Source organism: Streptomyces sp. NPDC002845, assembly GCF_053591955.1.
In genome coordinates, this window is record NZ_JBSFUU010000010.1 from 80,822 (window position 1) to 104,661 (window position 23,840).

Sequence of the window (23,840 nt, forward strand, 5' to 3'; positions counted from 1 at the left end):
GGCCACAGAGTCGCCGACAAGGGATCATCTGCCCCGGGCGAACACGTAGCGTTTCTGACTGGCTCAGTGCCCCTGGGTCTTGCGCGGGGTGTGAGCCAATCGCCTTCGTGCCCTGGTACTGGACGGCAGGAGCCGTCAGCCCTCGTGACACGTCCCTCCGGACGCTGGTCGGCCAGGTCTCACAACCTCAGCGAGGAGGGTGCCCGACGCCGCCTGGGCGCCGGGCATGCACGTGACACTGTGCCACGGGGTCACTACGGAAAGCCAATCCGACCAGTGGGGCTATATGGCGACCTCGACGAGCTTCTTCCCCTCGAAGGTCATGACCTCGAAGTGGTCGATGTCGCTCGGGTCCATGGCGACCCCGCCGTGCACGTAGAGCGGGTTCCTCGCCTGCTCGGTGGTGGCGTTCTCGATGCCGTAGCCCCAGTTCGGGACCGCCCAGGTGGTCGCCGTCTCGCGCTCGCCGCTCTTGGCCACGGCGATGAGCGAGCACTTCTCGGGGCCCGTGACGTTCTTGAGCTCCAGGACGGCGTGGGTGCCCCAGTCCTTGGCCTCCATGGCGACGGTGGCGCTGACCTTGGTGGACGCGTCCGTGGCCTCGACCTTTTCGGACATCACCATGAAGGCGTCCTTGGCCGGGCTGGCGACATCCTGGCCTCCGCCCCCGCCCGAGTCGCCGCCGCTCGTGGTCGCGTACACGGCGGTCGGACCGGCCACGATCGCCGCGATACCGGCCGCCAGCCCGAAGAAGCTCCGCCGGCTCCGCTTGGCCCGGTGCTCGACGACCTCGCCGACGAGCCGATCCGCGAGCCGCGGACTGGGCTTGGCCGCCAGCGACTCGCCGATGGCCGGGCTGCCCTGGGAACTGGGCAGGTCCGCGAGCGCGGCCAGCATCGGTTCCATTCCGGCCAGCTCGTCCAGCTGCTGGCCGCACCATTCACAGGTGGCGAGGTGCGCCTCGAACTGGCTGGCCTCGGCGTCGTCCAGTATCCCGAGGGCGTACGCGCCCACGGTCTCGTGGATGTCGCCGGGGCCGCCCTGTTGGACACCCCGCATCGATCCGGGTCCGCCGGTTCCGGACCCTCCGGTTCCGTACCCCCCGTACGTGTTCATGCCGTCACCCCACGCTCTTCGAGAGCCAGCTTCATGGACCGCAGGGCGTAAAACACCCGTGAGCGCACCGTGCCGCTGGGGATGCCGAGCGTCTCGGCCGCCTCATTGACCGTACGCCCTTTGAAGTACGTCTCGACCAGAACCTCCCGGTGAGCAGGGGTCAGGTCGTCCAGCGCATCCGAGAGTGTCATCAGCCACAACGCCTTGTCGATCTCGTCCTCCGCGGGGATGACCTCCAGCGGCGACGGGTCGACCTCCTGCGGCCGGGCCTGCCGACTGCGGTGGCCGTCGATGACGATGCGGCGCGCGACCGTCACCAGCCAGGGGCGTACCGATCCGGTCGCTCGATTGAGCTGACCGGCGTTCTTCCAGGCACGGATGAGCGTTTCCTGTACGACGTCCTCGGCGCGTTGCCGGTCCCCCGCGACCAGACGCAGCACATACGCAAGCAACGGTCCCGCGTGCTCACGGTAAAGCGCGCGCATCAGCTCCTCATCAGGCTCTGAGGGCTGTGACGCGCGATGTCGGGCCCTGTGCGGGCGTTCATCGGCCACAGCGGAATCCTTGCGCACGGCTACCTCCGGTGTCCGGGGGTTCCCCCAGTCGGTCGCTCATCACGAGGTACGTAGGTAACCAGGTGTGTGTTCAAAGAGGCGCCACAACTTTCTTGATCGGGGTGTGACCGAGGGGACACTGGGGGAACGCCAGGGGGACAAGACCACGCATTTCCGCTGCAATGCCAGTACGAATAGGGGGACTTTGTGAAGAGATGAATCCCATGATGTGAAACACGACACGTGTAACTCGCGGCGGGGGCGGGGGAGTTGTCCAACTGCCGGAATGCGGGCGGAAGTTGGGCAAGTGGGGGGAAAGGGTGGGCGGCTTGGCGGAAGGGGGGCGTGTTTCGCCCTCGCCGCCCTTACCAGGGGGTGCCGGGGTACTGGGGGTACTGGGGGTACTGGGGTTGTCGGGGAAGCCGGGCTGAGCCGGGCTGAGCCGGGCTGAGCCCTACACCCGCGCCAACGCCGCCCGGCGCCGGTGCCGGGCCACCCGCTCGCGGTTGCCGCACACCTCACTGGAGCACCAGCGCCGACGGCGCCCCCGGGAGGTGTCGAGGTACACGATGGAGCAGCTGTCCCCCTCGCACTCCCGGAGGCTCCCGCAGGCGACCGGGTCGGTCAGCAACTCCACGGTGTCGCGGGCGATGACGGCCAGGAGGGCGGCAACGCCGGGCGCTCCGTCCAGGACACGGACGAGCGAGCCCTCGGCGGTACGCACGGCACGCGGCGCCGGAGTCGCGGTCCGTGCGAGCTCGTTGACCCGGGCCAGGGAGATGTCGAACGGCCGGGAGTCGAGGCCTGGTTCGCTGCGGACCAACTGCCCGATATGACCGCGGAGTTCGCGGAAGCCCACGAGCCACGAGGCGTCCACGTCCGCGTCTCCGCCCGCCGGCGGCGTACCCTCCGGCACCAGCCCCGCCCCGACGACCCACGCCCACAACCGCTCCGCCGAGTAGAGCTGTTCGTCGGGATGCGCGGTCGCGAGAAGGTCCAGACAGAGCCGCCCGCAGTCGAACCGCGGCTCGTATCCGGGGGCGTACGCAGAGGAGACCGTGCCCGATGCCATGTGCCTGTCACCGCCTTGGGGTCACCCCGTGAGGGGGGTCGGTGAGGTACCGGTGAACGCTGCCAGAGGTCTTGTACCCCCTACAGTGCCCCGCCGCACGTACGCCCGGAACCCTCGTACCGCCCCAGCCCCTGCCGCACCCCGCCCGGACGCCCGCGCCGTGCTCCTGACGGCGGTGCCGCCGTCTGCGGGTGTGGGCGGCCTGCACGGTGGCCGCAGGCGTCGGCGTACTCAGATGACCGTCAGTCGTACGTCCTCGTACTCAGACATCGGAGTACTTCGCGTCGGCCGCCGGATCCAGGGCGAGCCGGTAGCCCCGCTTGACGACCGTCTGGATCAGCTTCGGCGCGCCGAGTGCCGTACGCAGCCGGGCCATCGCGGTCTCCACGGCGTGCTCGTCCCGCCCGGCGCCCGGCAGCGCGCGGAGCAGCTCGGCCCGGGCGACCACCCACCCGGGCCGACGGGACAGGGCACGCAGCAGGGACATCCCGGCGGGCGGTACGGGCCGCAGCGCCCCGTCCACCAGCACCGCGTGTCCGCGGATCTCCACCTGGTGCCCGGCGATGGGCAGCGTACGGGCGCGGCCGGGGAGTTCCTGGCAGAGGAGCTGCACGAGAGGGCCGAGCCGGAAGCGGTCGGGCTGGACCGTGTCGACACCCCGGGCCTGGAGGGGCAGAGCGGTGACCGGCCCGACACAGGCAGGCAACACGTCATGGTTGAGCGCTTCGAGCAGTTCCGGCAGCAGCCCGCGGTCCTCCGCCCGCGACAGCAGCGAGGCCGCCGCCGGTGCGCTGGTGAAGGTGAGCGCGTCCAGGCCCCGCGCGACCGTGACGTCGAGCAGCCGGTCGACGGGCGCGATGTCCTCCGGGGGCATCCAGCGGTAGACGGGGACGCCCACGACCTCCCCTCCCCCGGCCCGCAGGGCCTCGACGAAGCCGGGCAGGGGTTCGCCGTGCAGCTGTACGGCGACACGGCGGCCGTCGACCCCTTCCTCCAGCAGCCGGTCGAGCACCTCGGCCATGGATTCGGAGGAGGGCGACCAGTGCTCGGTCAGCCCGGCGGCCCGGATCGCGCCCTTCACCTTGGGCCCGCGCGCGAGGAGTTCGGCCCCGCGCAGCCGGTCCAGCAGATCCTCGCCCAGTCCCCACCCGTCCGCGGCCTCCACCCAGCCCCGGAAGCCGATGGCGGTGGTGGCCACCACGATGTCCGGGGGCTGGTGGAGGAGCTCCTTGGTGGCGGCGAGCAGTTCGCTGTCGTCGGAGAGCGGCACGATGCGCAGAGCGGGCGCATGAAGGACGGACGCGCCGCGCCGCTGGAGCAGAGCCCCCAGCTCATCGGCCCGTCGCGCGGCCGTCACGCCCACGGTGAACCCCGCAAGGGGACCGTGGTCTGGTCGCTGCTGTTCGTCGTACATGTCTCGTCCCGCGGTCGAGTCGGTGCACTTACCACTTACGTGCCGAACCGAGCCTGTCAACGGCGCGTGACAGGCTCAGTTCGGCTTGATGTCGACGGTGTTACGTCACACCTCGGCGTAGCTGAGCTGCGGTTTCGCCTCCGTGGTCGCCGTGGCCTGGGCCTGAGCGCCGACCGCCGGGCGGCGAAGGTATACGGCCCAGGTGACCGCGAAGCACACTGCGTAGTAGCAGAGGAAGGCGACGAAGGCGCCGGTGCCGGAGCCGACGGAGAGGAACGACTGCCGCAGCGAGAGGTTGATACCGAGGCCGCCGAGGGCACCGACCGCTCCGATGAGCGACATGGAGGCGCCGGACAGCCGCCGGGCGTAGACGGCCGCCTCTTCACCGGCCAGTCCCTTCGCCGCGGCCTTGGCGCGGAAGATACCGGGGATCATCTTGTACGTGGAGCCGTTGCCCACGCCGGTGAGGATGAAGAGCGCGATGAACCCGGCGATGAACAGCGGCAGCGATTCCTGTACGGACGCGGTGACGATGACCCCGGTCGCGACGGCCATCAGCGCGAAGTTCCACAGGGTGACCTTGGCCCCGCCGATCCGGTCGGCGAGCTGGCCGCCGACAGGGCGGATCAGCGAGCCCAGCAGCGGGCCGATGAAGGTGAGCGAGGCGGCCTGCAGCGGCGTACGGCCGAACTGGTTCTGCAGCACGAGGCCGAAGGCGAAGCTGTAGCCGATGAACGAGCCGAAGGTGCCGATGTAGAGGAAGGACATGATCCAGGTGTGCCCTTCCCGCAGGGCCTCCTTGGCCGCGCCGGTGTCGTTGCGCACCGGCCCGAGGTTGTCCATGTGCCGGGCGCTCAGCACGGTCGCGACGACAATGAACGGCACGTAGAGGGAGAGCAGCACACGCGGGTGCCCGGCCCCGACCACACCGATGACCAGCAGGCCCAGCAGTTGGACCACGGCGACGCCGATGTTGCCGCCGCCCGCGTTCATGCCGAGGGCCCAGCCCTTGAGGCGCAGCGGGTAGAAGTTGTTGATGTTGGTCATGGAGGAGGCGAAGTTCGCCCCGCCCACGCCGGTGAGGATCGCGACCACCATGAAGGTCGTGTACGAGGTGCCGGGCTCCATGACGACCAGCAGCGCCGTCGTCGGCACCAGCAGCAGACCCGCGCTGAAGATGGTCCAGTTCCGGCCACCGAACCGGGCCACGGCGAAGCCGTACGGCACCCGCAGCGCCGCGCCCACCAGCGAGGCCATGGCGACGAGGAAGAACTTCCCCGCGGGGTCGATGCCGTACTCCGGCCCCATGAAGAGGGCCAGCACGGAGTACATACTCCAGATCGAGAACCCGATGTGCTCGGAGATCACCGAGAAGATCAGATTCCGTCGCGCGACCTTCGCGCCTGTCTTGTTCCAGAAGGCCTCGTTCTCCGGATCCCACTCCTCGATCCAGCGGCCTCCCCTGCTGCTCGGTGCGGGGGCCGTACCAGGGGCTGTCATGACGCCTCCACGTTCTCCGGGGCTCGGGTGTCGTACTCGGGGGATGTCCGTGAGGGGGTGATGAGTCCCGAAGGTAGGGAGGGCGCGTTTCCTGCCTGTGGCTGTGGGTGACCGGATTGGAACGTTGCTCTCACGAGCGGGCGGGGGCGTCGGTGAGGACGAGCCCCGGGGGGCGGGGCGGCGACCGGGGCGGGCGGCTCTGGCTCGGATTCCGGGTGGGTGCGTACGAGGGTACGAGAGGGCGAGGTCAGGGGGGTGCGGCGTGCGTCACGGTCCGGGCGGGGGCGGGGCGGGGGCTCTACGGGCGGGGCGGGTGGCGCACGTCACGCTCCGCGAGGGGGCGGGGCGGGCGGCGGGCTCGGGAACTCTACGGGCGGGGGCGGGGGCGGGGGCGGCGCGGGAGCTCTACGGGCGTCGGCGCAGGAGCTCTTTACGGCCGAGCGTGAGGCCGACGCGGGAACTCCACGGCCGGGCGGACTGGTTCCGGACACCACCCTGCACGCCGGAACCGGCCGGGCCGACCCTCACCTCTGCCGTAGAGGTCCCGCACTGGCCTCACCAGCCCACGCCTACCTGCGCCGTCTACCGCCTACCGCCTGGACCAGGTCGGTCGAGGGCGAGCGGTGGAGGTGTCCCTTGGTCCCCACGGCTCGTGAGTACGTCGGAGAACCGGTCCAGCGCCATGGCTCGGCTCTGCCGGAGGCCGAGGATGGAGACGCCGTCGATCGTCCCGCTCGTGGGCGCGGCCGAAGAAGGCCGCCGACTTGGGAGCGCGTGTCATGCTGCCGCCCGCCGACGCCCCACCCTCGGACCGCCCACCTCGAACCACATGAGCTTGCCGGCTCCTCGCCCTCGGGCGTCCCTGCCAAGCGGCCGGCCGCCCCACACGTCCGCCCACTGCTGCACAAGGAGCAGCCCGCGCCCGCCGACCGCATCCGCCGGGGCGAGCGACGGCGCACCGGCGGCCGAGGGATCATCGAAAGGCAGCGGGATGTACGGATTGCCGTCCATCACGAACACCCTCAGACGCTCTTCACCGAGCGCGCGGAGCCGCAGGGAGACGGGCCCCTTCGCGTGCCGGTACGCGTTCGTGACGAGCTCCGACGTCAACAGCTCGGTGACGTCGAGGAGTTCCTCCATACCGTGGCTGGTGAGCGCCGCCCGTACGGTCATACGGGCGACGCGTGGAGCACGGGGGTCGTGGGGCAGGCGGAGGACGTAGCACCAGGACTCGGACGAGCCGACGTCAGGCAGAGAGTGGTCGGGCGGGGATACGGTGCCATGAACAGCTCCGGGAGGAGAGGGACTTGGGCTCACCCAACTGCGGTGCCGAGCGGCGGCAATGCCTGGCTTGGTGCGCTTCCGGCTTATGGGCGGGAGCAGTTGAGCGGTACGTGAACACCGTAGAGCAGACGGTTAGATGCATCTAACTAAACGACATGAAAGCATCCATGCTTCCCTCGTGTGAGGGACACGCTCGCCACATCGCGGTCTGAAGGGAGATGCCTTGCCGCCCACCAGTAGTCCCACGCTGCGCCAGCGGAGACTGGGCGCCGAGCTGCGCAAGCTCCGCGAGCGGGCAGGACTCACGGCCACTGGCGCCGCCACGCTGCTCGGTGTCAATCAGGCACGCGTCAGCATGATCGAGACTGGCCGCACCCCCATCAGCGCCGACCGTGTGCGCTCCACGGCGCGGACCTACGACTGCTCCGACGAGGCATACGTCGACGCACTGGCGGCGATGACCGGGCGACGCGCACGTGGCTGGTGGGAGGAGTACCGCGAACCCCTGCCCGCCGCGCTGGTCGACGTGGCCGAACTGGAGCACCACGCTGTGGCGTTGCGCGTGGCACTGGTAATCCACATCCCGGCACTACTACAGACCACTGATCACGCCCGCGCCCTCTTCCGGGCAGTGGTACCGCCCATGCGGCAGTACGAGATCGAGCACCGCCTCACGTATCGCATCAAGCGACAGGGCATTCTGCACCGCGAGCACCCTCCCCCGTACACGGCGATCATCCACGAGACGGCCCTCCGCATGGGTTTCGGCGGCTCCGACGTCAGCCGCGGTCAGCTCAAGCACTTGCTTGAGCTGAGCGAACTGCCCCATGTCACCGTCAGGGTGATCCCCTTCGGGACGGAATACTTCCCCAGCACAGGCCAGTCCTTCGACTACGTCGAGGGTCGTGTCGCACAGCTCGACACCGTCTCACTGGATACGCATCACGGAGGCTGCGAATTCCTCGACGCGGAGGCACTGTTGAGTAAGTACCGTTCCGTGCTGGATCACATGGAGTCCTGCGCCCTCGGCCCCACCGAGTCACGCGGCTTCATCCACAACCTCATCCAGGACACCTGAGAGAGACCGAGCGTGCACCCCATCCACTGGCAGAAGTCCACGTACAGCGGCGACAGCACGAACTGCGTCTACGTCGCCGCCCCCACCGGAGCCGTGATCCGCCTCCGCGAAAGTGACGAACCTGACGTCATCCTCACGACCACCCAGGCCCTCCTCCACTCCCTGATACGCGCACTCAAGTCCGCCCCGCAGCCACCCCGGCACTGACCAATTGGCAGTTTTGGACCACCTGATTACGCAGCATCAGCCCAGCCCAAAGGGGCGGCCCCACCCCCCGGTGACCCAAACCCGCCAATCACCACGTCACGCCTCCTCCACTACCGCGAGCGGGTTCTCGAAGCCGACCGTCCCTGCGATCTGGCACAGGACCGCGCGACACTCCTCCCGGCGAGCCACCGCTGCGGTATTGAGCATGAGGACAGCCAGACGCCTGCAGTCCGGGTGGGGCAGATGAGCGCAGGCATGGAGGAGGGACTGCTGCGGGAGGCCTGTGTCGGCTGAAGGCGTCCGCACAGTCTCGCTGAACGTGGCCGGACCACAGGGAGGTTCACGGAACTCGATGTGCGTGTGCCCCTGAGCACCGGTCACCGCACGGGCAGCCGTCACGCCCCACGGGGCAACTGCCGTGTCGGTCTGTCCTGGCCGATCTTCCCGTCGAACGGCTGTGCCTTGTAAGTTCACGTATGCATACGGCTGTTGATGGTGGCGTGGGTGTGACGGGGGTTGCAGCATGGCGGGGTATCGGCCGCGGGACTGGCATGTACTGGACCTGGACAAGGACCCCACCCCCGGTGACCCGGACCGGGTCAAGCTGCTGGCCAAGCACCTGCACGACTTCGCCGACGACGTCTCCGAGGCGCTGCGCCTGGTCAAGGGGATGGCCGGGGAGGACGCGGTCCTGGAGTGGGCGGGCAAGTCGGCGGAGGTGTTCAAGGACGAGTTCTCCGGCGTCCCGAAGAACCTGAAGAAGCTCAAGACCTCCTACGAGCTGTGCGGGGACGCGCTCGCGGACTTCTGGCCCAAGCTGGAACGGGCCCAGGCCCTGGCCGACAAGGCCCTGGCCAAGGCCCGCGAGGCGCAGAGCGACCTGTCCTCCGCCCAGTCCCGGCTGTCCTCGGCCGACTCCTGGGTCACCCGCGCCGGCAAGGAAGCCGACAAGTACAAGGCCGACCCCACCGGCAGCAAAAGCACCGACAAGCCGGATGAGGCGAAGGTGCGGGCCGCCACCCGGGACGTGCAGAACGCCAAGTCGGCCCAGTCCAGTGCCCAGTCGGACGTCACCACCGCGCAGAACGCGCTGGACGCGGCGAAGAAGATGGCCGCGGACGCGCGCACGATGCGCGAGGACGCGGCCCGGGACGCCAAAACCAAGATCGACGAGGCCTCCGACGCGGGCATCCAGAACCGGTCCTGGTGGGAGGACGTCGGCGACTGGTTCTCCGACAACTGGGACACCATCGTCGCGGTCTGCAAGGTCGTCGTCGCCGTCGTCGGCATCATCGCCATGATCATCGGCGGGCCGATCCTGGCCGCCATCGTCCTCATCGCCGCCCTCGTCGTCCTCGCCGACACCCTCTACAAATACTCCAAAGGCCAGGCCTCCCTATGGGACGTGGCATTCGCCGCGCTCGACTGCATCCCCGGCATGAAAGGCCTGACCACCCTCGGCGGCCTCGCGAAGGGCATGAAGGGTCTGGGCGCGATGGGCCTGAGGGGCATGGCCCAGGGCCTGCGCGGGCTGGGCAAGAGCGCCAAGGGAATGCTCGCCGACGGGGCCAAGGGCGCCTACAACCGGCTGAAGAACGTGGTGCGCTCCAAGGGCAGCGACCCGGTCGACATGGCCACCGGCGCAATGTTCCTGCCGCAGACCGATGTCGAGCTCCCGGGCAACTTGCCGTTGGCCTTCACCCGGCGGGTGGCCTCCGACTACCGGTGCGGTTGGTGGTTCGGCCCCACCTGGGCCTCCACCGTCGACCAGCGCCTCGAAGTCGACGAAGTCGGCATCGTCTTCGTCACCGAGGACGGCCTGCTGCTCGCCTACCCCCACCCCGCCGCCCCGCAGACCCCGGTTATGCCGCAGGCCGGTCCCCGCCGGCCGCTGACCCGCCTGGACGACGGCGGATACCGCATCGACGACCCGCTCACCGGTCATGCCCGCCACTTCACCCGCCCCACCGCCGACGGCATCGCGCTGCTGGCCCGCATCTCCGACCGCAACCAGCACACGGTCACCTTCGACTACGACAAGCACGGCACCCCGCTCGCCATCCGCCACTCAGGCGGCTATCACCTCAAACTCACCACCGACGACGGCCGCGTCACCGCCCTGAGCCTGGCCGGGGCGGCCGAGGACGGCTCGGACGTCGTCATCAAGCGGTACGGCTACACCGACGGCAACCTCACCGAGACGATCAACTCCTCCGGCCTGCCACTGAAGTTCACCTACGACGAACGCCTGCGCATCACCTCCTGGACCGACACCAACAACCGCTCCTACGCCTACACCTACGACGAGCGTGACCGCTGTATCGCCGAGGGCGGCGAGGCTGGCCACATCACCATCACCCTCGACTACGACGGCACCGACCCCGCCTGGCCCGACCGCCGCATCACCACCCTCACCACCGCCGAAGGCGCCGTCACCCGCTTCGTCATCAACGACAACAGTCAGGTCACCGCCGAAATCGACCCCCTCGGCGGCACGGTCCGAACGGCGTACGACGACCACCATCACGTCGTGTCCCGGACGGATGAACTCGGTCACACCACGGAACTCGCGCATGACGAGGTCGGTCGTCCCACAGAAGTCACCCGACCGGATGGCGCTGTCTTCCGCTTCGAGTACGGCGCCGAGGGCATGCTCACGGTCATTGGCAGGCCGGACGGCAGCACTTGGCGCCGGGAGTACGACGAGCGCGGGAACTGTACGGCGATGACGGACCCGGTGGGGGCCACCACACGGTTCGCCTACGACGCCGCGGGGTGTGTTACCCGGGTCGTCGACGCCCTCGGCAATACCAGGACAGTGCGCTGTGACGCGGCCGGGCTGCCTGTGGCCACCACCGACCCACTCGGCGCCGCCACCGCCTGGGAACGTGACACCTTCGGCAGGATCGTCACATACGTAGATCCTCTGGGAGAGTCCACTCGCCTGGTCTGGACGACTGAAGGCCGCCTGGCCTGCCGCGTCACATCTGACGGCGCCATCGAGTCCTGGTCGTACGACGGTGAGGGGAATTGCATCAGCCACACCACCCCCACAGGCGCGATCACTCGCTTCGAATACACCCACTTCGACCTTCCATCCGCCCGGACAGGGCCTGATGGAGTGCGCTACGAATTCCTGCACGATCACAGCCTGCGCCTCGTCCAGGTCATCAACCCACAGGGACTGACGTGGACGTACGACCATGACGCCGCCGGCCGACTCGTGTCGGAGAGCGACTTCGACGGCCGGACCCTCACGTACACCCATGACCGCGCCGGACGACTCACCTCGCGCACCAACATGCTCGGACAGACCGTGCACTACGCGTACGACGCCGTCGGCAACCTGGTTCAGAAACGCAGCGACGACCAGATCACACAGTTCACCTACGACCTGAACCGGCAACTGGTCGCGGCGACAGCTCCCGACACGGAGCTCACCCTGCTACGCGACTCCAACGGGCATGTCACGCGCGAGTCGGTCAACGGCCGACACCTGACGTACGAGTACGACCAGTTGGGGCGGGTTTCCCGCCGTACGACTCCTTCCGGGGTTTCGAGCGCATGGACTTATGACGGGGCAGGGAACCGCTCACAGCTCGATGTATCGGGCCGTACAGTGCGTTTGCAGTACGACTGGTCCGGCCTGGAAACGACTCGTCGCATCGGTGAGGACACCGTCTTCACGCAGACGTACGACGGTCTGGGCCGCCTCGCAGAGCAAGAGTTGTCATGCGGCGAAGACCAGCGAATTCGGCGTGGCTATTCATACGCGGTGGACGGCAACCTCGTCGGTATAGAGGATTCCCGTTCCGGAAGCCGCCGATTCGACCTGGACGCAGCGCATCGCGTCACGGCGGTCCACGCCTCCGGCTGGTCCGAGCGCTATGCCTACGACGAGGCAGGCAACCTGACAGCCGCGTCCTGGCCCGACCGGCATTCCGATGAGCAAGCGGCCGGCACCCGTACCTACATCGGGACGAGGGTCACTCGTGCCGGCAACACCCGATACGAATACGACGCTTTGGGCCGGGTCATACTCCGCCATCGGAAACGCCTCTCCTGCAAGCCCGAGACCTGGCACTACACATGGGACTCGGAAAACCGGTTGACGTCTGTCAGAACACCGGACGGTACATGCTGGCGTTACTGCTACGATCCGCTGGGGCGGCGCATCGCCAAGCAGCGCTTGATGCCGGACGGTCTGACCGTTGCCGAGCAGATCGAATTCACCTGGGACGGCGTCACCCTTTGCGAACAGACAACAAGGACACCGTCCTTGCCCCATCTGGTGGCGACGACGTGGGACCACAACGGCCTCCATCCGATTGCGCAGACGGAGCGAATCGTCACAGCGGAGACGCCTCAGGAGGAAATCGACTCCCGGTTCTTCTCGATCATCACGGACCTTGTCGGTACGCCGACGGAACTCATCGAAGAAGGCGGGAATATCGCATGGCATACGCGTGCCACGCTATGGGGCGTTACGGCCTGGAACACTGATGCCTCCGCCTACATCCCTCTCCGTTTTCCGGGCCAGTATTTTGATCCCGAAACAGGTCTGCACTACAACTACTTCCGCCACTACGATCCCGAGACCGCTCGCTATGTCACCCCGGACCCGCTCGGCCTCGCCCCTGCGCCCAACCCGGTCACCTACGTCCCCAACCCCCACACAGGCGTCGATCTCCTCGGGCTCAATCCCTACTACAGTGACATCGCCGCGAACGGCCGGCGGGGCCCCGCTTACGCCGAAGTAACCCCGCAAACACTGGACGACGCGGCCAACGGACTCATTGGAAGCCCACCGGGGCGTGGTTCCCGCTATGCTCCGCCCGGCTTCCAGGGCGGACCCGCCGGTCACTCGCGAGGCCATCTGATCGGCCAGCAGTTCGGCGGCGACGGAAGGGACATGCGGAACATCGTCACTCAGGGAACCGCTCAGAACAACGGGCCCATTTCCACGGCCGAAGACCTCATTGCCGATCATGTCAGATCGACTGGAAACACAGTCATCATGAGCGTGACCCCCGAGTACGCGCATGGGGGAAATGTTCCCAGTCACGTCCTCATCGAAGCTGTAGATGATTTCGGATGGTCGTTCAGCAGCAGGCTTCCCAACCTATGAGAGGGAAATCAACCATGGGTGACAACGATCCCACGGAGGATCTGTACCGTCTCACGACACTGTGTCCCCCTCCGCGGGACCCCACGCCCTCGGCACCCGCGAGGCCGGAGCCAGGAGTGCAGATCCCGGCCAGCTATCGCGAGTTGATCCGCACCTACGGAACCGGCTGCTTCGATGAATTCCTGTGGATCTTTGCGGACGGTGCGCCGAACAGCAATCTTGACATCGTCGATCGCACCGATCAGATGCGGTCCATTTTCCGTGGCAAGGAGCTGAGCAGGCTCAGGGGCATGCTCGATAAATACCACGTCTCTCCCGAGGACCTGGTCCAGTGGGGAGTGACCGACAATGCCGATGTATTGGCATGGATTACCGATGGAGACCCTGACAGCTGGCCTACGGTAATCATCCAAGCCGGTCAGCTCGACGCCACTGTCTCACCGGGCAGCTCCACCACCACCCTGCTGCGTCTACTCACGGGATCGCTGCACGTACCGTTCTTTCCCCATGATTTCCCCAGCAGGCACCCAGAATTCTCCGTCAATCCGTATGCGTGACTGCTCACGACAGGCGTGATGCGTGCTCACGCGATGGGACCGAGTTCGCGTAGGGCGTCGGCGTTCAGCGGTTGACGGCCTGGATCTCCTCCACGACCACATCCTGCTCCGCGCCGAACTCACCGGCCGGCAGGGGCTGCGGCTGGGCGACGCCCGTGCCCGTCCAGGAGATCTCCCAGGTGACCGTGGCGGCGAGCGGGTAGGAGCCGTCGCCGGAGGAGCGGAGGTACTTCACGCCGCAGGGCGGGGTCTGGTCGGACTTGCCCCTGGCGTACGGTTCGCCGATCCGGTCGCCCTGGAGTGCGCACTCGCCGGAGGCCGGGTAGGTCTCCGCGTCCTTCGTGCCCGGGTCGATCCTCAGCGACACCGGTACGGCGGTCGTGGTCGCCTGAATACCCAGCACGGGGACCGACGCCGTGACCGACACCGGCTGGAACTCGGCCGCGTCCAGCCAGGCCCAGGTCGGCAGGTTCACCTTCGTCGTGCCCTCGGGGGCCAGGGTCACCTCGGTGCCAGGGACGCGGATTCTTTCGTAGGCAAGGTGGGCGAGGATCTCGGGGTCGATGGTGTTCTCGATGTTGGCGGGCGGGTCGTCGCCCGTGTCCACCCAGAAGTAGTCCTCAGTGCACGCATCCCAGCCGGGCGGGTAGCTCTTGTTGACGTACGACCCCCAGAAGTAGCCCTCACCGGACTTGTCCCTGTTGAAGTCCTTGTACGGGTTCCCGTTGACGAAGCGATCACGCTGCTTCGCGTCCCACTCGTACCCCGTCGACCCCGCTTCCCATCTCGGCTCCAGTTCGGCCTGGAGCTCCTCCGGTGTGTACGTCGGCGCGTACCAACAAGCGGGCGGGGTCCAGGAGATGGTGGATGTGACAGGTCCTACGGAGTTGCCCTTGCCATTTTTCGATTCATCGAAGTCGACGTCGCCAGCGGTGGCACTGATAGTGCCGCCTTCACCGGGGGTCTCCTCGGTCGGGGTCTCAGCGCCACCACCGACGATCTTGTCGGCCAGGGCAGGAGTGGCGCCCCAGAGCATCGAGCCGACCAGGACGGTCGCTATCAGAACTCTGGAACCGACGGTCAGGGCTGGCACTTCTCGCTCCCCCTCTGCGACTCAAGCTCCTCAACAGTCCAGACGCCCTTGTCGTTCTTGCGCAGTTGGAGACTGTAGAGCACATAGCTGTTCTTGGTGACCGGCGTCTTGTTGATTTCCTTCGTCTTCAAGTACATGTCGAACCCTTTGCCCTGGTCCTCGCAGTACAGCAGCGAGGCGGTGTCGGCGCCGCTCACGTTGACGGATGCGTTGTAGTAGCGGTAGGTGCCGGTCGTGCGTGCCTCTTCCTCGACATACGCCTTGATGTACTGCTCCGTCTGGGCAGCAGCCTCGCCCTCGTAGTAGTAGAGGAACGCCTCGTCCAAGGGGTCCTGGTTGGCGATGGCCATGTCCACCGCCTGGATGGACTGCTCTCGGTCGGCGAGGACCGCGTCCTTGTCCTCGTCACCCGTCTTCTGCCACTCGAAGTTGTACGAGAGGTCCGACGGCAGCTCGATCTTCGGCCGGTCGGCCGCAACCGGCTCTGACGCCGACGCGCTCGGCGAAGCCGACATCCCGTTCCCGGTGTCGGCGCCCACGATCTTGTCGTTCGCGTCGTCCTCGGAGCTGTCGCCGCTCCCGCATGCGGACAGGGACAAGACCGCAGTGGCGGTCAGTGCGATCGCTGTGAGCAGGGTGGGGCGGCGGGTCACGGACAGCTCCTGAGGGTGGGGCGTGGGCCAGATGAGCGGAGACACGTTACCGATGGGGCTCGGGCGGCGCCAAAGAGGGAGTACAGCTCTGCCCAGCCGCCCCAAACATGAACCACACCCCAGTCGCAGGCAAGTGCGTATCGAACACGGTTACGTGGTCAATACATAACCAATTGCCCACCCGCCTCAGTGGCTTCGCCGAGACCCCCCACGCTCCACACCATCCGGCCACAACCGGGGCCTCCGCTTCGCCGCCAGATCCTCCGCCCAGTCGAAGGCGAGGACGCTGGCGGCGACGAGGAGCCAGGCGAAAGCCAGTCGTGCTTGTGGTGCATGTTCTGCCTGTGCCGCCGCCGCATTACGTCGCACGCCGTCCCGCCCTCAGCCCACCGGGCGCCGCTCCCCCGCCCGCTGCCGTGCGTCGTCCCCGCCGGCCGGGAGTCCCACCGCGCCCGTGCGCCTGAGCTTCTGCCAGCGCAGGCGGCCGCCGGTCAGGGCGGTGATCCAGGACTGGAGGAGTACGACGTACATGAGCTGCCGGTAGAGGATCTGCTGGAGCGGGAGGGAGATCAGGTGGGTCATCCGCTCCCGGTCGAGGTGGAAGGCGTAGGCCGCGCAGACCGCCTGGATGGCGAGGACGCCCAGCCAGGCGCCGATCGTCTTCTCGGTCGGGCCGAAGATCAGGCCGTAGAGGAGGAACACGTCGATCAAGGGGGCCAGGAGGGGTGCCACGACCATGAACAGCGACACCAGAGGCAGGCCCACTCGGCCGAAGCGGCCCGACGGCCCCCGTTCGACCAGCGCCCGCCGGTGTTTCCAGATCGCCTGCATGGTGCCGTACGACCAGCGGTAGCGCTGTGACCACAGTTGCTGGACGGACTCCGGGGCCTCGGTCCAGGCGCGGGCGTTCTCCGCGTAGACGACGCGCCAGCCGTCGCGGTGCATGGCCATGGTGATGTCGGTGTCCTCGGCGAGGGTGTCGTCGCTCATGCCGCCGACCCGCTCCAGGGCCGTACGCCGGAACGCTCCGACCGCGCCGGGAATGGTCGGCATGCAGCGCAGGACGTCGTACATACGGCGGTCGAGGTTGAAGCCCATCACGTACTCGATGTGCTGCCAGGCGCCGATGAGTGAATCGCGGTTGCCGACCTTGGCGTTGCCGGCGACCGCACCGACGCCCGGGTCGGCGAAGGGCTGGACCAGTTCGCGGACGGTGGACGGTTCGAAGACGGTGTCGCCGTCCATCATGACGATGATGTCGTGACGGGCGTTGGCGATACCGCGGTTGAGGGCGGCGGGCTTGCCCGCGTTGAGCTGGCGTACGACGCGTACGCCGGGCAGGCCGAGGTCCTCGACGATGCGGGCGGTGCCGTCGCTCGAACCGTCGTCGATGACGAGCACCTCGATGGGGTGGTCGCTCGCCACCAGTGAACGGCACGTCTGCTCGATGCACTTGGCCTCGTTGTACGCCGGGACGAGGACCGACACCGGCTCGGTGACCGGCTCCGGGCCCCAGCGGAAGCCGCGGCGGCGGACCTTGCGGGCGTGTGCGACGGAGAGGATCAGCATCAGCCCGAACCGGGCGATGACGAGGACGCCGATGACGGCAAGGCCGACGACGAGGATGCCCGTCGTGTTCTCCGAGGTCTGCACCGCGTACACCCACGCCCTCCCCTTCCACAGCTCGACGCCGTCGACCCGGGTGTGCGCGCTCGGTGCCTTGAGCGCCTCGGTGAGGGTGGTGAACTGGTAGCCCTTGCCCTGGAGTTGGTCGATGTAGCGGTCGAGCGCGGCCACGGTCTGCGAGCGGTCGCCACCCGAGTCGTGCATCAGCACGACGGCGCCGTCGTCGCCCTTGGGTGTGGAGCGCCGGATGATCTCGTCGGCGCCGGGCCTGCGCCAGTCCTCGCTGTCCATGTCGTTGACGACGGTGATGTAGCCGCGGCTGCCGATGTACTGGGTCACCGGCCACGACCTGTTGTCCATGGCGCCGGCCTGCGACGAGTACGGCGGCCGGAAGAGCGACGTACGGATGCCCGCCGCGCCCGCCAGGGTGAGCTGGTTCTGGGACAGCTCCCAGTCGATACGGCGCTTGGACTGGAGGGAGAGGTCGGGGTGGTTGAACGTGTGCAGGCCGATCTCGTGGCCCTCGTCGACGATGCGCCGGACCAGGTCCGGGTGGCGCGAGGCCATGGTGCCGGCGATGAAGAAGACGGCGTGGGCGTCGTACTTGTCGAGGATGTCGAGGACCCTGGGCGTCCACAGGGGGTCCGGTCCGTCGTCGAACGTCAGGACCAGCTTCTGGTCGGGGATGCGCAGGCTGGTCTGGCGCCCGCCCCTGGTGTCGATCACCGGGCCGCCCTCCAGGATCTTCTTCGGGACCTGGTCGGAGGAGCCAGGGGGCTGCACGCGGTGGTCCGCGAGGATTTCGCTGTGGACGTAGCCGCGCAGCATCAGCATCGCCATCAGTGCGATGAGGATGAGCGAGGGCAGCAGGTGACGCAGAGGGAGCGGGGGGAGCAGGCGCCGCCGGGGCCTGGGCCTGGTCCGGGGCCTGGTCCGGGGCCTGGTCCGGGTCCTGGTCCGGGTCCTGGTCCTGGCGCGGACCCGGGTCCGGGACTGGGTCCGGGCCCTGGCTTTCGGGGACTGGCCGGTCTGGCCGGGGCGCTGGGGACGTGCCATCAAGGGGTGTTTCTCCGGTTACGACGAGACGGGGGCGCCGGTGGTGTCAGGGGCGCCGGAGGTGCCGGGGTCGAGCGGGGCCGGTTCCCGGGGGCCGTCGGCGACGGTGTCGGTGCCGGGCCCGGGTTCGGGGTCCGGGGCCGGGGAGTCCGTGGGGGTGGGCGAGGGTTCGGCCGAGGCGCTGGGGCTGGGCGGTGGGGTGGTGGACGCAGGGGTGGACGGTGTCGACACCGGGGCCTTCGTGGTCGGGCCCGCCGGGGCGGGGGCCTCGCGGGTGGCCGACGGTTCGGGGCCGGTGGACGCGCTCGGCGCGGAGGCGCCGGCCGAAGGGGTGTCCGGGGCGGAGACGCCGGCCACGGGTGTCGCCCTCTCCGCTCCCCCGTCCTCGCTCGGCGACACGCTGTCTCCCGAAGGCACGTTCTCCGCCCGGGACGGGTCCGCCGGCTCGGCGGGCAACGGCGGCACCTCGACCTTGCCGGCCGGCTGGTCGTCCTGCGGTCCCGGCACGGGGAGCCAGGGCGCGCTGGAGTTGCCCGACAGGAGCGTCACGACGATCACCACGGCGTACACCGCGCAGGCCGCCCCGACAAGGATGCCTATACGGCGGAGCCTGCTGCGCCTGCGGCCCGACTCGTCGACGAACACCGGGCCGTCCGAGTCCTGCCCGTCGCCCGGGTCCCCCTTGGCCCGCTGCACCAGCTGGTCGTCCAACTGGCGTCCTACACCGTCGAGTTGGACGGTCACCTCGTTGGGGTCGTGGGTGCGTACGGGGTCGTCGGGCTGCTCCCAGGTCGGGTGTGGCGCCTCCTGACCGGACCCCAGCGGCTGGCGCGGAACCCGGACCTGCTGGGTACGGGGCACGGACGCCGTTCCGTTGCCGGCCTCCGGCCAGGCCACCGGCTGGTCACGCCGGTCAGTGCCCTGGTCACCAGCCCCGTTGCCGACCTCGCGGCCGACCCCACCGCCGACCCCACTGTCGGCCTCCCTGTCGGCCTCCCTGTCGGCCTCACAGCCGACCCCACTGCCGGCCTCGTCACGGCCCGCCTGATCGGCATCGGACCGGTTTGGTTGGGCGCCTTTGCGCCAGTTCTTCACGCGCACGTACATCCCCCCAAGGGACACTGTCGGGCGCGCGTACGATTCCGGGCACTTCGCACTTTGTAGTCCGGATCGAGCCCCCACTCGACCCTGGCGCCCCCACTGTCACACTCTGCCCGGGCCGCGAATGTAGCCCTGGTGGGGAGAGTGTGTAGGTGAGGTGTTGATGCGGCTCATCATGATGAGTGAATCTGTGGCCGGAATCCACCCGTCAGCGGGGAGCCTCAGCCATCCTTCCTCGGCCGCAAGCTCGGCCGCCGCCCGCCGAAGCGCGACAACTCCCGTATGCAGCAACCCTTTTCTCCACACCAGAGACACGGGTGACAACGGAACGGGGTCGACCAGCGGCCGGAGCACCGTGTGCGGCAAGGGCGGGAAGTCCACCACGACGAGAACGAGGTTCCGTGTCTTCGCCATGATCCGCTGGAACTCCTCGGCCCCGACGGCGAGCGGGGCGGGCGGCGCGAGTCCGATGCCGCGTCCGTCGAAGAGCTGACGCGCGAGGTCCGTCCACTCGGGCGTACGGGGATTCCCGGCACCCGCGTACACGGTCTCGCCGGCGAGCGCGGCCAGCGGGACCTCGTCCAGGGCGGCCAGCGAGTGGTCCTCGGGGAGGATCACGGCCATCGGCTCGTACCGTACGGGCTGGTGGTCGAGGCGGGCCCGGAGCGTGGGGGCCAGCCCCGCGAACCGCCCGAAGGACGCGTCGAGGCGACCGGCGAGGATCTCCGAGGCGGCTCCGGTCAGCCCACTCTCGTACCGGGCCATCAGCTCGTGTTCCGGGGCGAGTTCGCGGGCGCGGTGCAGTACGCGGCGCCCGGTGGCCAGGCCCGAGGAGTTCAGGTCCACCAGCAGTGGCCGGGTCCGGCCGAAGGCGGCGAGCAGTTCGTCCTGCGCCTCCAGCATCCGGCGCGCGTACGGCACCAGCCGCTCACCGTCGGCCGTCAGCGTCACCTGCCGGGTCGTCCGTACGAAGAGGTCGGCGCCCAACTCCCGCTCCAGCCGCCGGATGTCCCGGCTGAGCGCCTGCTGGGCCACGTACAGCCGGGCGGCGGCGCGGGTGAAGTGCAGCTCCTCGGCGACGGCGAGGAAGGCGCGGAGGAGCCGGGGGTCGACGGTCTTCGCGGGTACGGGCGTCGCGGGTACTGGTGGCTCGGGTACGGGTGGCTCGGTGGACATCCGGCGAACTTACAACCCAGGTGCGTCAATCGCCACGGAGTAAGTGTTGGACGGTCGATCATGCGGCGGGCGACGGTTTTCCCATGCCGCAACCGCCGACCAACCGCCCCCGCCCGCATCCCCATTCCCATTCCCGTCCCGTCGTCCTCACGGTCACCGCCGACACCTTGGTGGCCGCCGACTTCGGCCCTCGCAGGAAGCGCACGCCGAAGCAACCCCCGAAGCCCAAGGGCCCATACCGCCGCCTCTTCACCCTCCCCGGCACCCGCGCCTTCACCATCGGAAACCTCATAGCCCGCCTCCCCATGGGCATGTTCAGCGTGAGCGCGGTCATCATGATCGCCGGTACGCGGGGCTCGTACGCCCTCGCCGGAGCCGTCACCGCGACGGGCCTGGCGGCGACGGCGGTGGTGGCTCCCTGGACCGCGCGGCTGGTCGACCGACACGGTCAAGCCCGGGTGGCCGTACCCGCCACGGCGTTCGCGCTGCTGGGCGAGATCGCGCTCGTGCTCTGTGTGCACCACGGCGCCCCCGACTGGACCCTCTTCGCGGCGTACGCGGCCACGGCGACCGTCCCGAACACCGGCGGAATGTCCCGCGCCCGCTGGGCCCACCTGCTCAAGGACGACCCCGCGTCCCTGCACACCGCGAACTCCTTCGAACAGGCCGTGGACGAGCTCTGCTTCATGCTGGGCCCGGTCCTCGCGGCCTTCCTGTGCACCGCGCTCTTCCCGGAGGCGGGCACGCTGGTCGGCGCCGTTCTGCTGATGACCGGCGTCCTGGTCTTCACGGCCCAGCGCGCCACGGAACCACCGCCCCGAGGCCGTACGGCGGTGAAGTCCCCGCTGCGCGCCCCGGGAATCCCCGCGCTGCTGCTCACCTTCCTCGCCACGGGCGCGGTCTTCGGCTCGCTGGAGGTCGTCACGATCGCCTTCGCGGATGCGCAGGGGCACCCGTCGGCCGCGGGCGTGATCCTCGGTCTCCAGGCGGCGGGTTCGGGCGCCGCCGGGCTGCTGTACGGGGCGCTGAGGCCGACCCGGGCCGCCGAGCGCCGCCATCCCTGGTGCCTGGCCGCGATGACGGCCCTGATGACCCTGCCCCTCCTCACCGCCTCGGCCACCGCCTCCCTCGTGCTTCTCGCCCCGGCCCTCCTCCTCGCCGGCATGGCCACCGCCCCCACGATGATCACCGGCATGACCCTCCTCCAGCGCCGCACCCCCGAGGGCCGACTGAACGAGGGCATGACCCTCGCGGTCACCGCCCTCCTCGGCGGCATCGCCTGCGGCTCGGCGCTGGGCGGGTGGAGTGCGGAGCACGCGTCGGTGACCGCCGGGTTCGGGGTGCCCGTGGCGGCAGCGGCAACCGCGCTGCTCGTCGCGCTCGGGACGGGACCACGGCACAGGCGGCAGCAGAGCTGAGCAGCCGACCGAACGAGCCGACCGAACGACCGAGCCGTCAGTCCGAACGAGCCGTCAGTCCGGCCGGACTCACCCCGCCCTCACACCACCCGAGGCGTCACCCGGCACCGAGCAGGCCCCTTCGCGATCAAGGTGATCGCCGCACCGAGCGGCACCTCGCCCCCGTCGGCGCCTCCGAACTCGTACTCCCTGATCAGCACGGCAAGCCCGAGCACCGACTCCAGCATCGACAGGTGCTGCCCGATGCAGGCGCGCGGCCCGCCCCCGAACGGGAACCAGGCGTAGCGCGGCCGCCCCGCCTCGGCCTCCGGGGTGAACCGGTCGGGGTCGAAGCGCTCCGGGTCCGGCCAGTGGTCGGGGTGGCGGTGGGTGACCCAGGGGCTGACGAGGAGGTCGGCGCCGGCCGGGATGCGTACGCCGTCGATCTCCGTCTCGGCGACCGCACGGCGCCCGATGACCGGGGCCGACGGATACAGCCGCATGGCTTCCTTCACCACCCTTGTCAGGTAGGGCAGTTCGGCCATGTCCGCCGCCGTGGGTGCCCTCCCGCCGGGCCCGCCGAGCACACTGTCCACCTCTTCTCGGGCCCGGCGCTGCTCCTCGGGGTGGCGGGCGAGGAGGTGCAGGGCGAAGGCGAGCGCGGTGGCGGTGGTCTCGTGGCCGGCGAGCAGGAAGATCAGCACCTGCTCGCGGAGTTCGGCGGGGTCGAGGCGCCCGTCCTCGGCGTTCTCCGCTCGCACGAGAAGCGTGACGAGATCCTCCGCGCCCGCACCACCAGTACCGAGCGCACCCCCGGCACCACTGGTATCAGCCGTACCGCCGACACCGCCCCCACCCCGCCCCCGACGGCTCTCAATGATCCCGTCGCACAGCGCGAACAGCTCCGCCCGGTCCCGTGCCACCCGGCGGTTGGCGGGGGTGGGCCAGGTGCGCGGCGTCCTGACCGGCGAGAAGCCGCGCTTCAGGGAGTACTCCTGGAGGACGGGCATCGTCCGCTGGACGACCTCGATCGCCTGCTTCACATCCGTACCGAACAGAATCCGCCCGACCACGCGCAGCGCGAACCGGTGCATCTCCCCGACCAGTTCGACGCGCCCGCCGGGCAGTTCGCGCCAGGCTTCGGCGAGGGTGGACGCCTCGACGGCGACCTCGTCCGCGTATCCGTCCACCCGGCGACGGGTGAACAGGGGCTGCACCAGGCGGCGCTGGCGCAGATAGTCGGTGTCCTGACTGGTGAGCAGGCCGTTGCCGAGCGACTCGCGCAGCTCCTCGTAGAAGACGTTGTCCTTGCGGAAGTTGGCGGCGTCCGTGGCAAGCACGCGCTGCGCGCCCTCCGGCGAGAACACCATGTAGATCTCCGAGCGCAGCCCCGGCGGCCCGGCGTGGAAGCGCACCACGTCGCCGCATTCGCGCCGCGCCCGCAGATACGTGGCGAGCGGATCGTTCAGCAGGTCTTTCATCGAACCCAGCAAGGGCGTTCCCGCCACGATCGGCGCCTGCGCCGCGCCCTCGACCGCCATCGCCATGACCGTGCCGCCCTCCACCAGGGATTCCACACACATGTACGAGCAACGATAGCCGTCCAACCGCCCAACTCATCGAACCCCGATACGATTCCTCCCTCGATCCCTCCCCCAAAACACGCGCATCCCATTGACGCGCCCACAGCCCCCACATACCTTGCCCTGTCGAAGCGCTTCGACGTCACGCATCGAATCGATTCGATGAACGAATGAGCGGATGAGTAGATGAGTGGATGAACGCTGCGTGACGCCCGATACCCATCCGACTCCCTTGGAGGCACAGG

The 23,840-nt window shown here is 68.9% G+C and carries 17 protein-coding genes; 5 read left to right on the forward strand and 12 right to left on the reverse strand.

Features of this window, described 5'->3' with window-relative positions; genetic code table 11:
- Positions 1 to 282: 282 nt before the first annotated feature.
- The 6 genes from ACWD3C_RS09580 to ACWD3C_RS09605 all read right to left on the reverse strand — a co-directional run bounded on the left by ACWD3C_RS09580 (position 283) and on the right by ACWD3C_RS09605 (position 6,829).
- Positions 283 to 1,059, reverse strand: a complete 777-nt coding sequence (locus ACWD3C_RS09580) for a zf-HC2 domain-containing protein (RefSeq protein ID WP_451141873.1) — start codon at positions 1,057 to 1,059, stop codon at positions 283 to 285.
- A 53-nt stretch (positions 1,060 to 1,112) separates the two neighbouring features.
- Positions 1,113 to 1,688 (reverse strand): sigma-70 family RNA polymerase sigma factor, encoded by a 576-nt coding sequence (locus tag ACWD3C_RS09585; protein WP_013003188.1) that lies wholly within the window; start codon positions 1,686 to 1,688, stop codon positions 1,113 to 1,115.
- 436 nt (positions 1,689 to 2,124) lie between these two features.
- Positions 2,125 to 2,742, reverse strand: coding sequence for a CGNR zinc finger domain-containing protein (locus ACWD3C_RS09590; protein WP_451141875.1), 618 nt, complete (start codon positions 2,740 to 2,742; stop codon positions 2,125 to 2,127).
- A gap of 262 nt (positions 2,743 to 3,004) precedes the next feature.
- Complete coding sequence (locus ACWD3C_RS09595) at positions 3,005 to 4,156, reverse strand: uroporphyrinogen-III synthase (RefSeq protein ID WP_451141877.1); 1,152 nt, start codon at positions 4,154 to 4,156, stop codon at positions 3,005 to 3,007.
- Positions 4,157 to 4,261: 105 nt separating this feature from the next.
- A complete protein-coding gene (locus tag ACWD3C_RS09600) occupies positions 4,262 to 5,656 on the reverse strand; it encodes an MFS transporter (RefSeq protein WP_451141879.1) in 1,395 nt (464 codons plus the stop codon).
- A 777-nt stretch (positions 5,657 to 6,433) separates the two neighbouring features.
- A complete protein-coding gene (locus tag ACWD3C_RS09605) occupies positions 6,434 to 6,829 on the reverse strand; it encodes an ATP-binding protein (RefSeq protein ID WP_451141881.1) in 396 nt (131 codons plus the stop codon).
- A gap of 334 nt (positions 6,830 to 7,163) precedes the next feature.
- On the opposite strand from ACWD3C_RS09605, the gene ACWD3C_RS09610 reads away from it, so the two are divergent.
- The 4 genes from ACWD3C_RS09610 to ACWD3C_RS09625 all read left to right on the forward strand — a co-directional run bounded on the left by ACWD3C_RS09610 (position 7,164) and on the right by ACWD3C_RS09625 (position 13,910).
- Positions 7,164 to 8,018, forward strand: a complete 855-nt coding sequence (locus ACWD3C_RS09610) for a helix-turn-helix domain-containing protein (protein ID WP_451141883.1) — start codon at positions 7,164 to 7,166, stop codon at positions 8,016 to 8,018.
- Between the two features lie 12 nt (positions 8,019 to 8,030).
- On the forward strand, positions 8,031 to 8,225 hold the full coding sequence (locus ACWD3C_RS09615; RefSeq protein ID WP_451141885.1) for a DUF397 domain-containing protein: 195 nt from the start codon (positions 8,031 to 8,033) through the stop codon (positions 8,223 to 8,225).
- A 523-nt stretch (positions 8,226 to 8,748) separates the two neighbouring features.
- The gene (locus tag ACWD3C_RS09620) at positions 8,749 to 13,353 is read left to right on the forward strand and encodes a DUF6531 domain-containing protein (RefSeq protein WP_451141887.1); all 4,605 of its coding nucleotides are present in this window, start codon (positions 8,749 to 8,751) and stop codon (positions 13,351 to 13,353) included.
- A gap of 116 nt (positions 13,354 to 13,469) precedes the next feature.
- The gene (locus ACWD3C_RS09625) at positions 13,470 to 13,910 is read left to right on the forward strand and encodes a hypothetical protein (RefSeq protein ID WP_451141889.1); all 441 of its coding nucleotides are present in this window, start codon (positions 13,470 to 13,472) and stop codon (positions 13,908 to 13,910) included.
- Positions 13,911 to 13,974: 64 nt separating this feature from the next.
- On the opposite strand, the gene ACWD3C_RS09630 is transcribed toward ACWD3C_RS09625, so the two are convergent.
- From ACWD3C_RS09630 to ACWD3C_RS09650, 5 genes are all read right to left on the reverse strand, one after another.
- Entirely contained in the window at positions 13,975 to 15,003 is a 1,029-nt protein-coding gene (locus ACWD3C_RS09630) for a hypothetical protein (protein ID WP_451141891.1), read from the reverse strand.
- Positions 14,991 to 15,656 carry a hypothetical protein gene (locus tag ACWD3C_RS09635; RefSeq protein WP_451141893.1) on the reverse strand — a complete coding sequence of 222 codons (666 nt, stop codon included), beginning with the start codon at positions 15,654 to 15,656 and terminating at the stop codon, positions 14,991 to 14,993. Before ACWD3C_RS09635 ends, ACWD3C_RS09630 begins: the two co-directional genes overlap by 13 nt.
- A gap of 381 nt (positions 15,657 to 16,037) precedes the next feature.
- Positions 16,038 to 18,122, reverse strand: coding sequence for a glycosyltransferase (locus ACWD3C_RS09640; RefSeq protein WP_451141895.1), 2,085 nt, complete (start codon positions 18,120 to 18,122; stop codon positions 16,038 to 16,040).
- Between the two features lie 234 nt (positions 18,123 to 18,356).
- A complete protein-coding gene (locus ACWD3C_RS09645; protein ID WP_451141897.1) occupies positions 18,357 to 19,445 on the reverse strand; it encodes a hypothetical protein in 1,089 nt (362 codons plus the stop codon).
- A gap of 96 nt (positions 19,446 to 19,541) precedes the next feature.
- Positions 19,542 to 20,615 (reverse strand): LysR family transcriptional regulator, encoded by a 1,074-nt coding sequence (locus ACWD3C_RS09650; RefSeq protein WP_451141899.1) that lies wholly within the window; start codon positions 20,613 to 20,615, stop codon positions 19,542 to 19,544.
- Between the two features lie 83 nt (positions 20,616 to 20,698).
- On the opposite strand from ACWD3C_RS09650, the gene ACWD3C_RS09655 reads away from it, so the two are divergent.
- Positions 20,699 to 22,033, forward strand: coding sequence for an MFS transporter (locus tag ACWD3C_RS09655; RefSeq protein WP_451141901.1), 1,335 nt, complete (start codon positions 20,699 to 20,701; stop codon positions 22,031 to 22,033).
- Between the two features lie 80 nt (positions 22,034 to 22,113).
- Here ACWD3C_RS09655 and ACWD3C_RS09660 read toward each other — a convergent pair whose 3' ends face one another.
- Positions 22,114 to 23,559 (reverse strand): cytochrome P450, encoded by a 1,446-nt coding sequence (locus ACWD3C_RS09660; RefSeq protein WP_451142003.1) that lies wholly within the window; start codon positions 23,557 to 23,559, stop codon positions 22,114 to 22,116.
- Positions 23,560 to 23,840: the final 281 nt, after the last annotated feature.

Bases quoted from the DNA above. Each gene is read 5' to 3' on its own strand.
- ACWD3C_RS09580 (WP_451141873.1), bottom strand. From the start codon at position 1,059: ATGCGGGGTGTCCAACAGGGCGGCCCCGGCGACATCCACGAGACCGTG.
- ACWD3C_RS09590 (WP_451141875.1), bottom strand. From the start codon at position 2,742: ATGGCATCGGGCACGGTCTCCTCTGCGTACGCCCCCGGATACGAGCCG.
- ACWD3C_RS09595 (WP_451141877.1), bottom strand. From the start codon at position 4,156: ATGTACGACGAACAGCAGCGACCAGACCACGGTCCCCTTGCGGGGTTC.
- ACWD3C_RS09600 (WP_451141879.1), bottom strand. From the start codon at position 5,656: ATGACAGCCCCTGGTACGGCCCCCGCACCGAGCAGCAGGGGAGGCCGC.
- ACWD3C_RS09605 (WP_451141881.1), bottom strand. From the start codon at position 6,829: ATGACCGTACGGGCGGCGCTCACCAGCCACGGTATGGAGGAACTCCTC.
- ACWD3C_RS09620 (WP_451141887.1), top strand. From the start codon at position 8,749: ATGGCGGGGTATCGGCCGCGGGACTGGCATGTACTGGACCTGGACAAG.
- ACWD3C_RS09640 (WP_451141895.1), bottom strand. From the start codon at position 18,122: ATGGCGATGCTGATGCTGCGCGGCTACGTCCACAGCGAAATCCTCGCG.
- ACWD3C_RS09645 (WP_451141897.1), bottom strand. From the start codon at position 19,445: ATGTACGTGCGCGTGAAGAACTGGCGCAAAGGCGCCCAACCAAACCGG.
- ACWD3C_RS09650 (WP_451141899.1), bottom strand. From the start codon at position 20,615: ATGTCCACCGAGCCACCCGTACCCGAGCCACCAGTACCCGCGACGCCC.
- ACWD3C_RS09655 (WP_451141901.1), top strand. From the start codon at position 20,699: ATGCCGCAACCGCCGACCAACCGCCCCCGCCCGCATCCCCATTCCCAT.
- ACWD3C_RS09660 (WP_451142003.1), bottom strand. From the start codon at position 23,559: ATGGCGATGGCGGTCGAGGGCGCGGCGCAGGCGCCGATCGTGGCGGGA.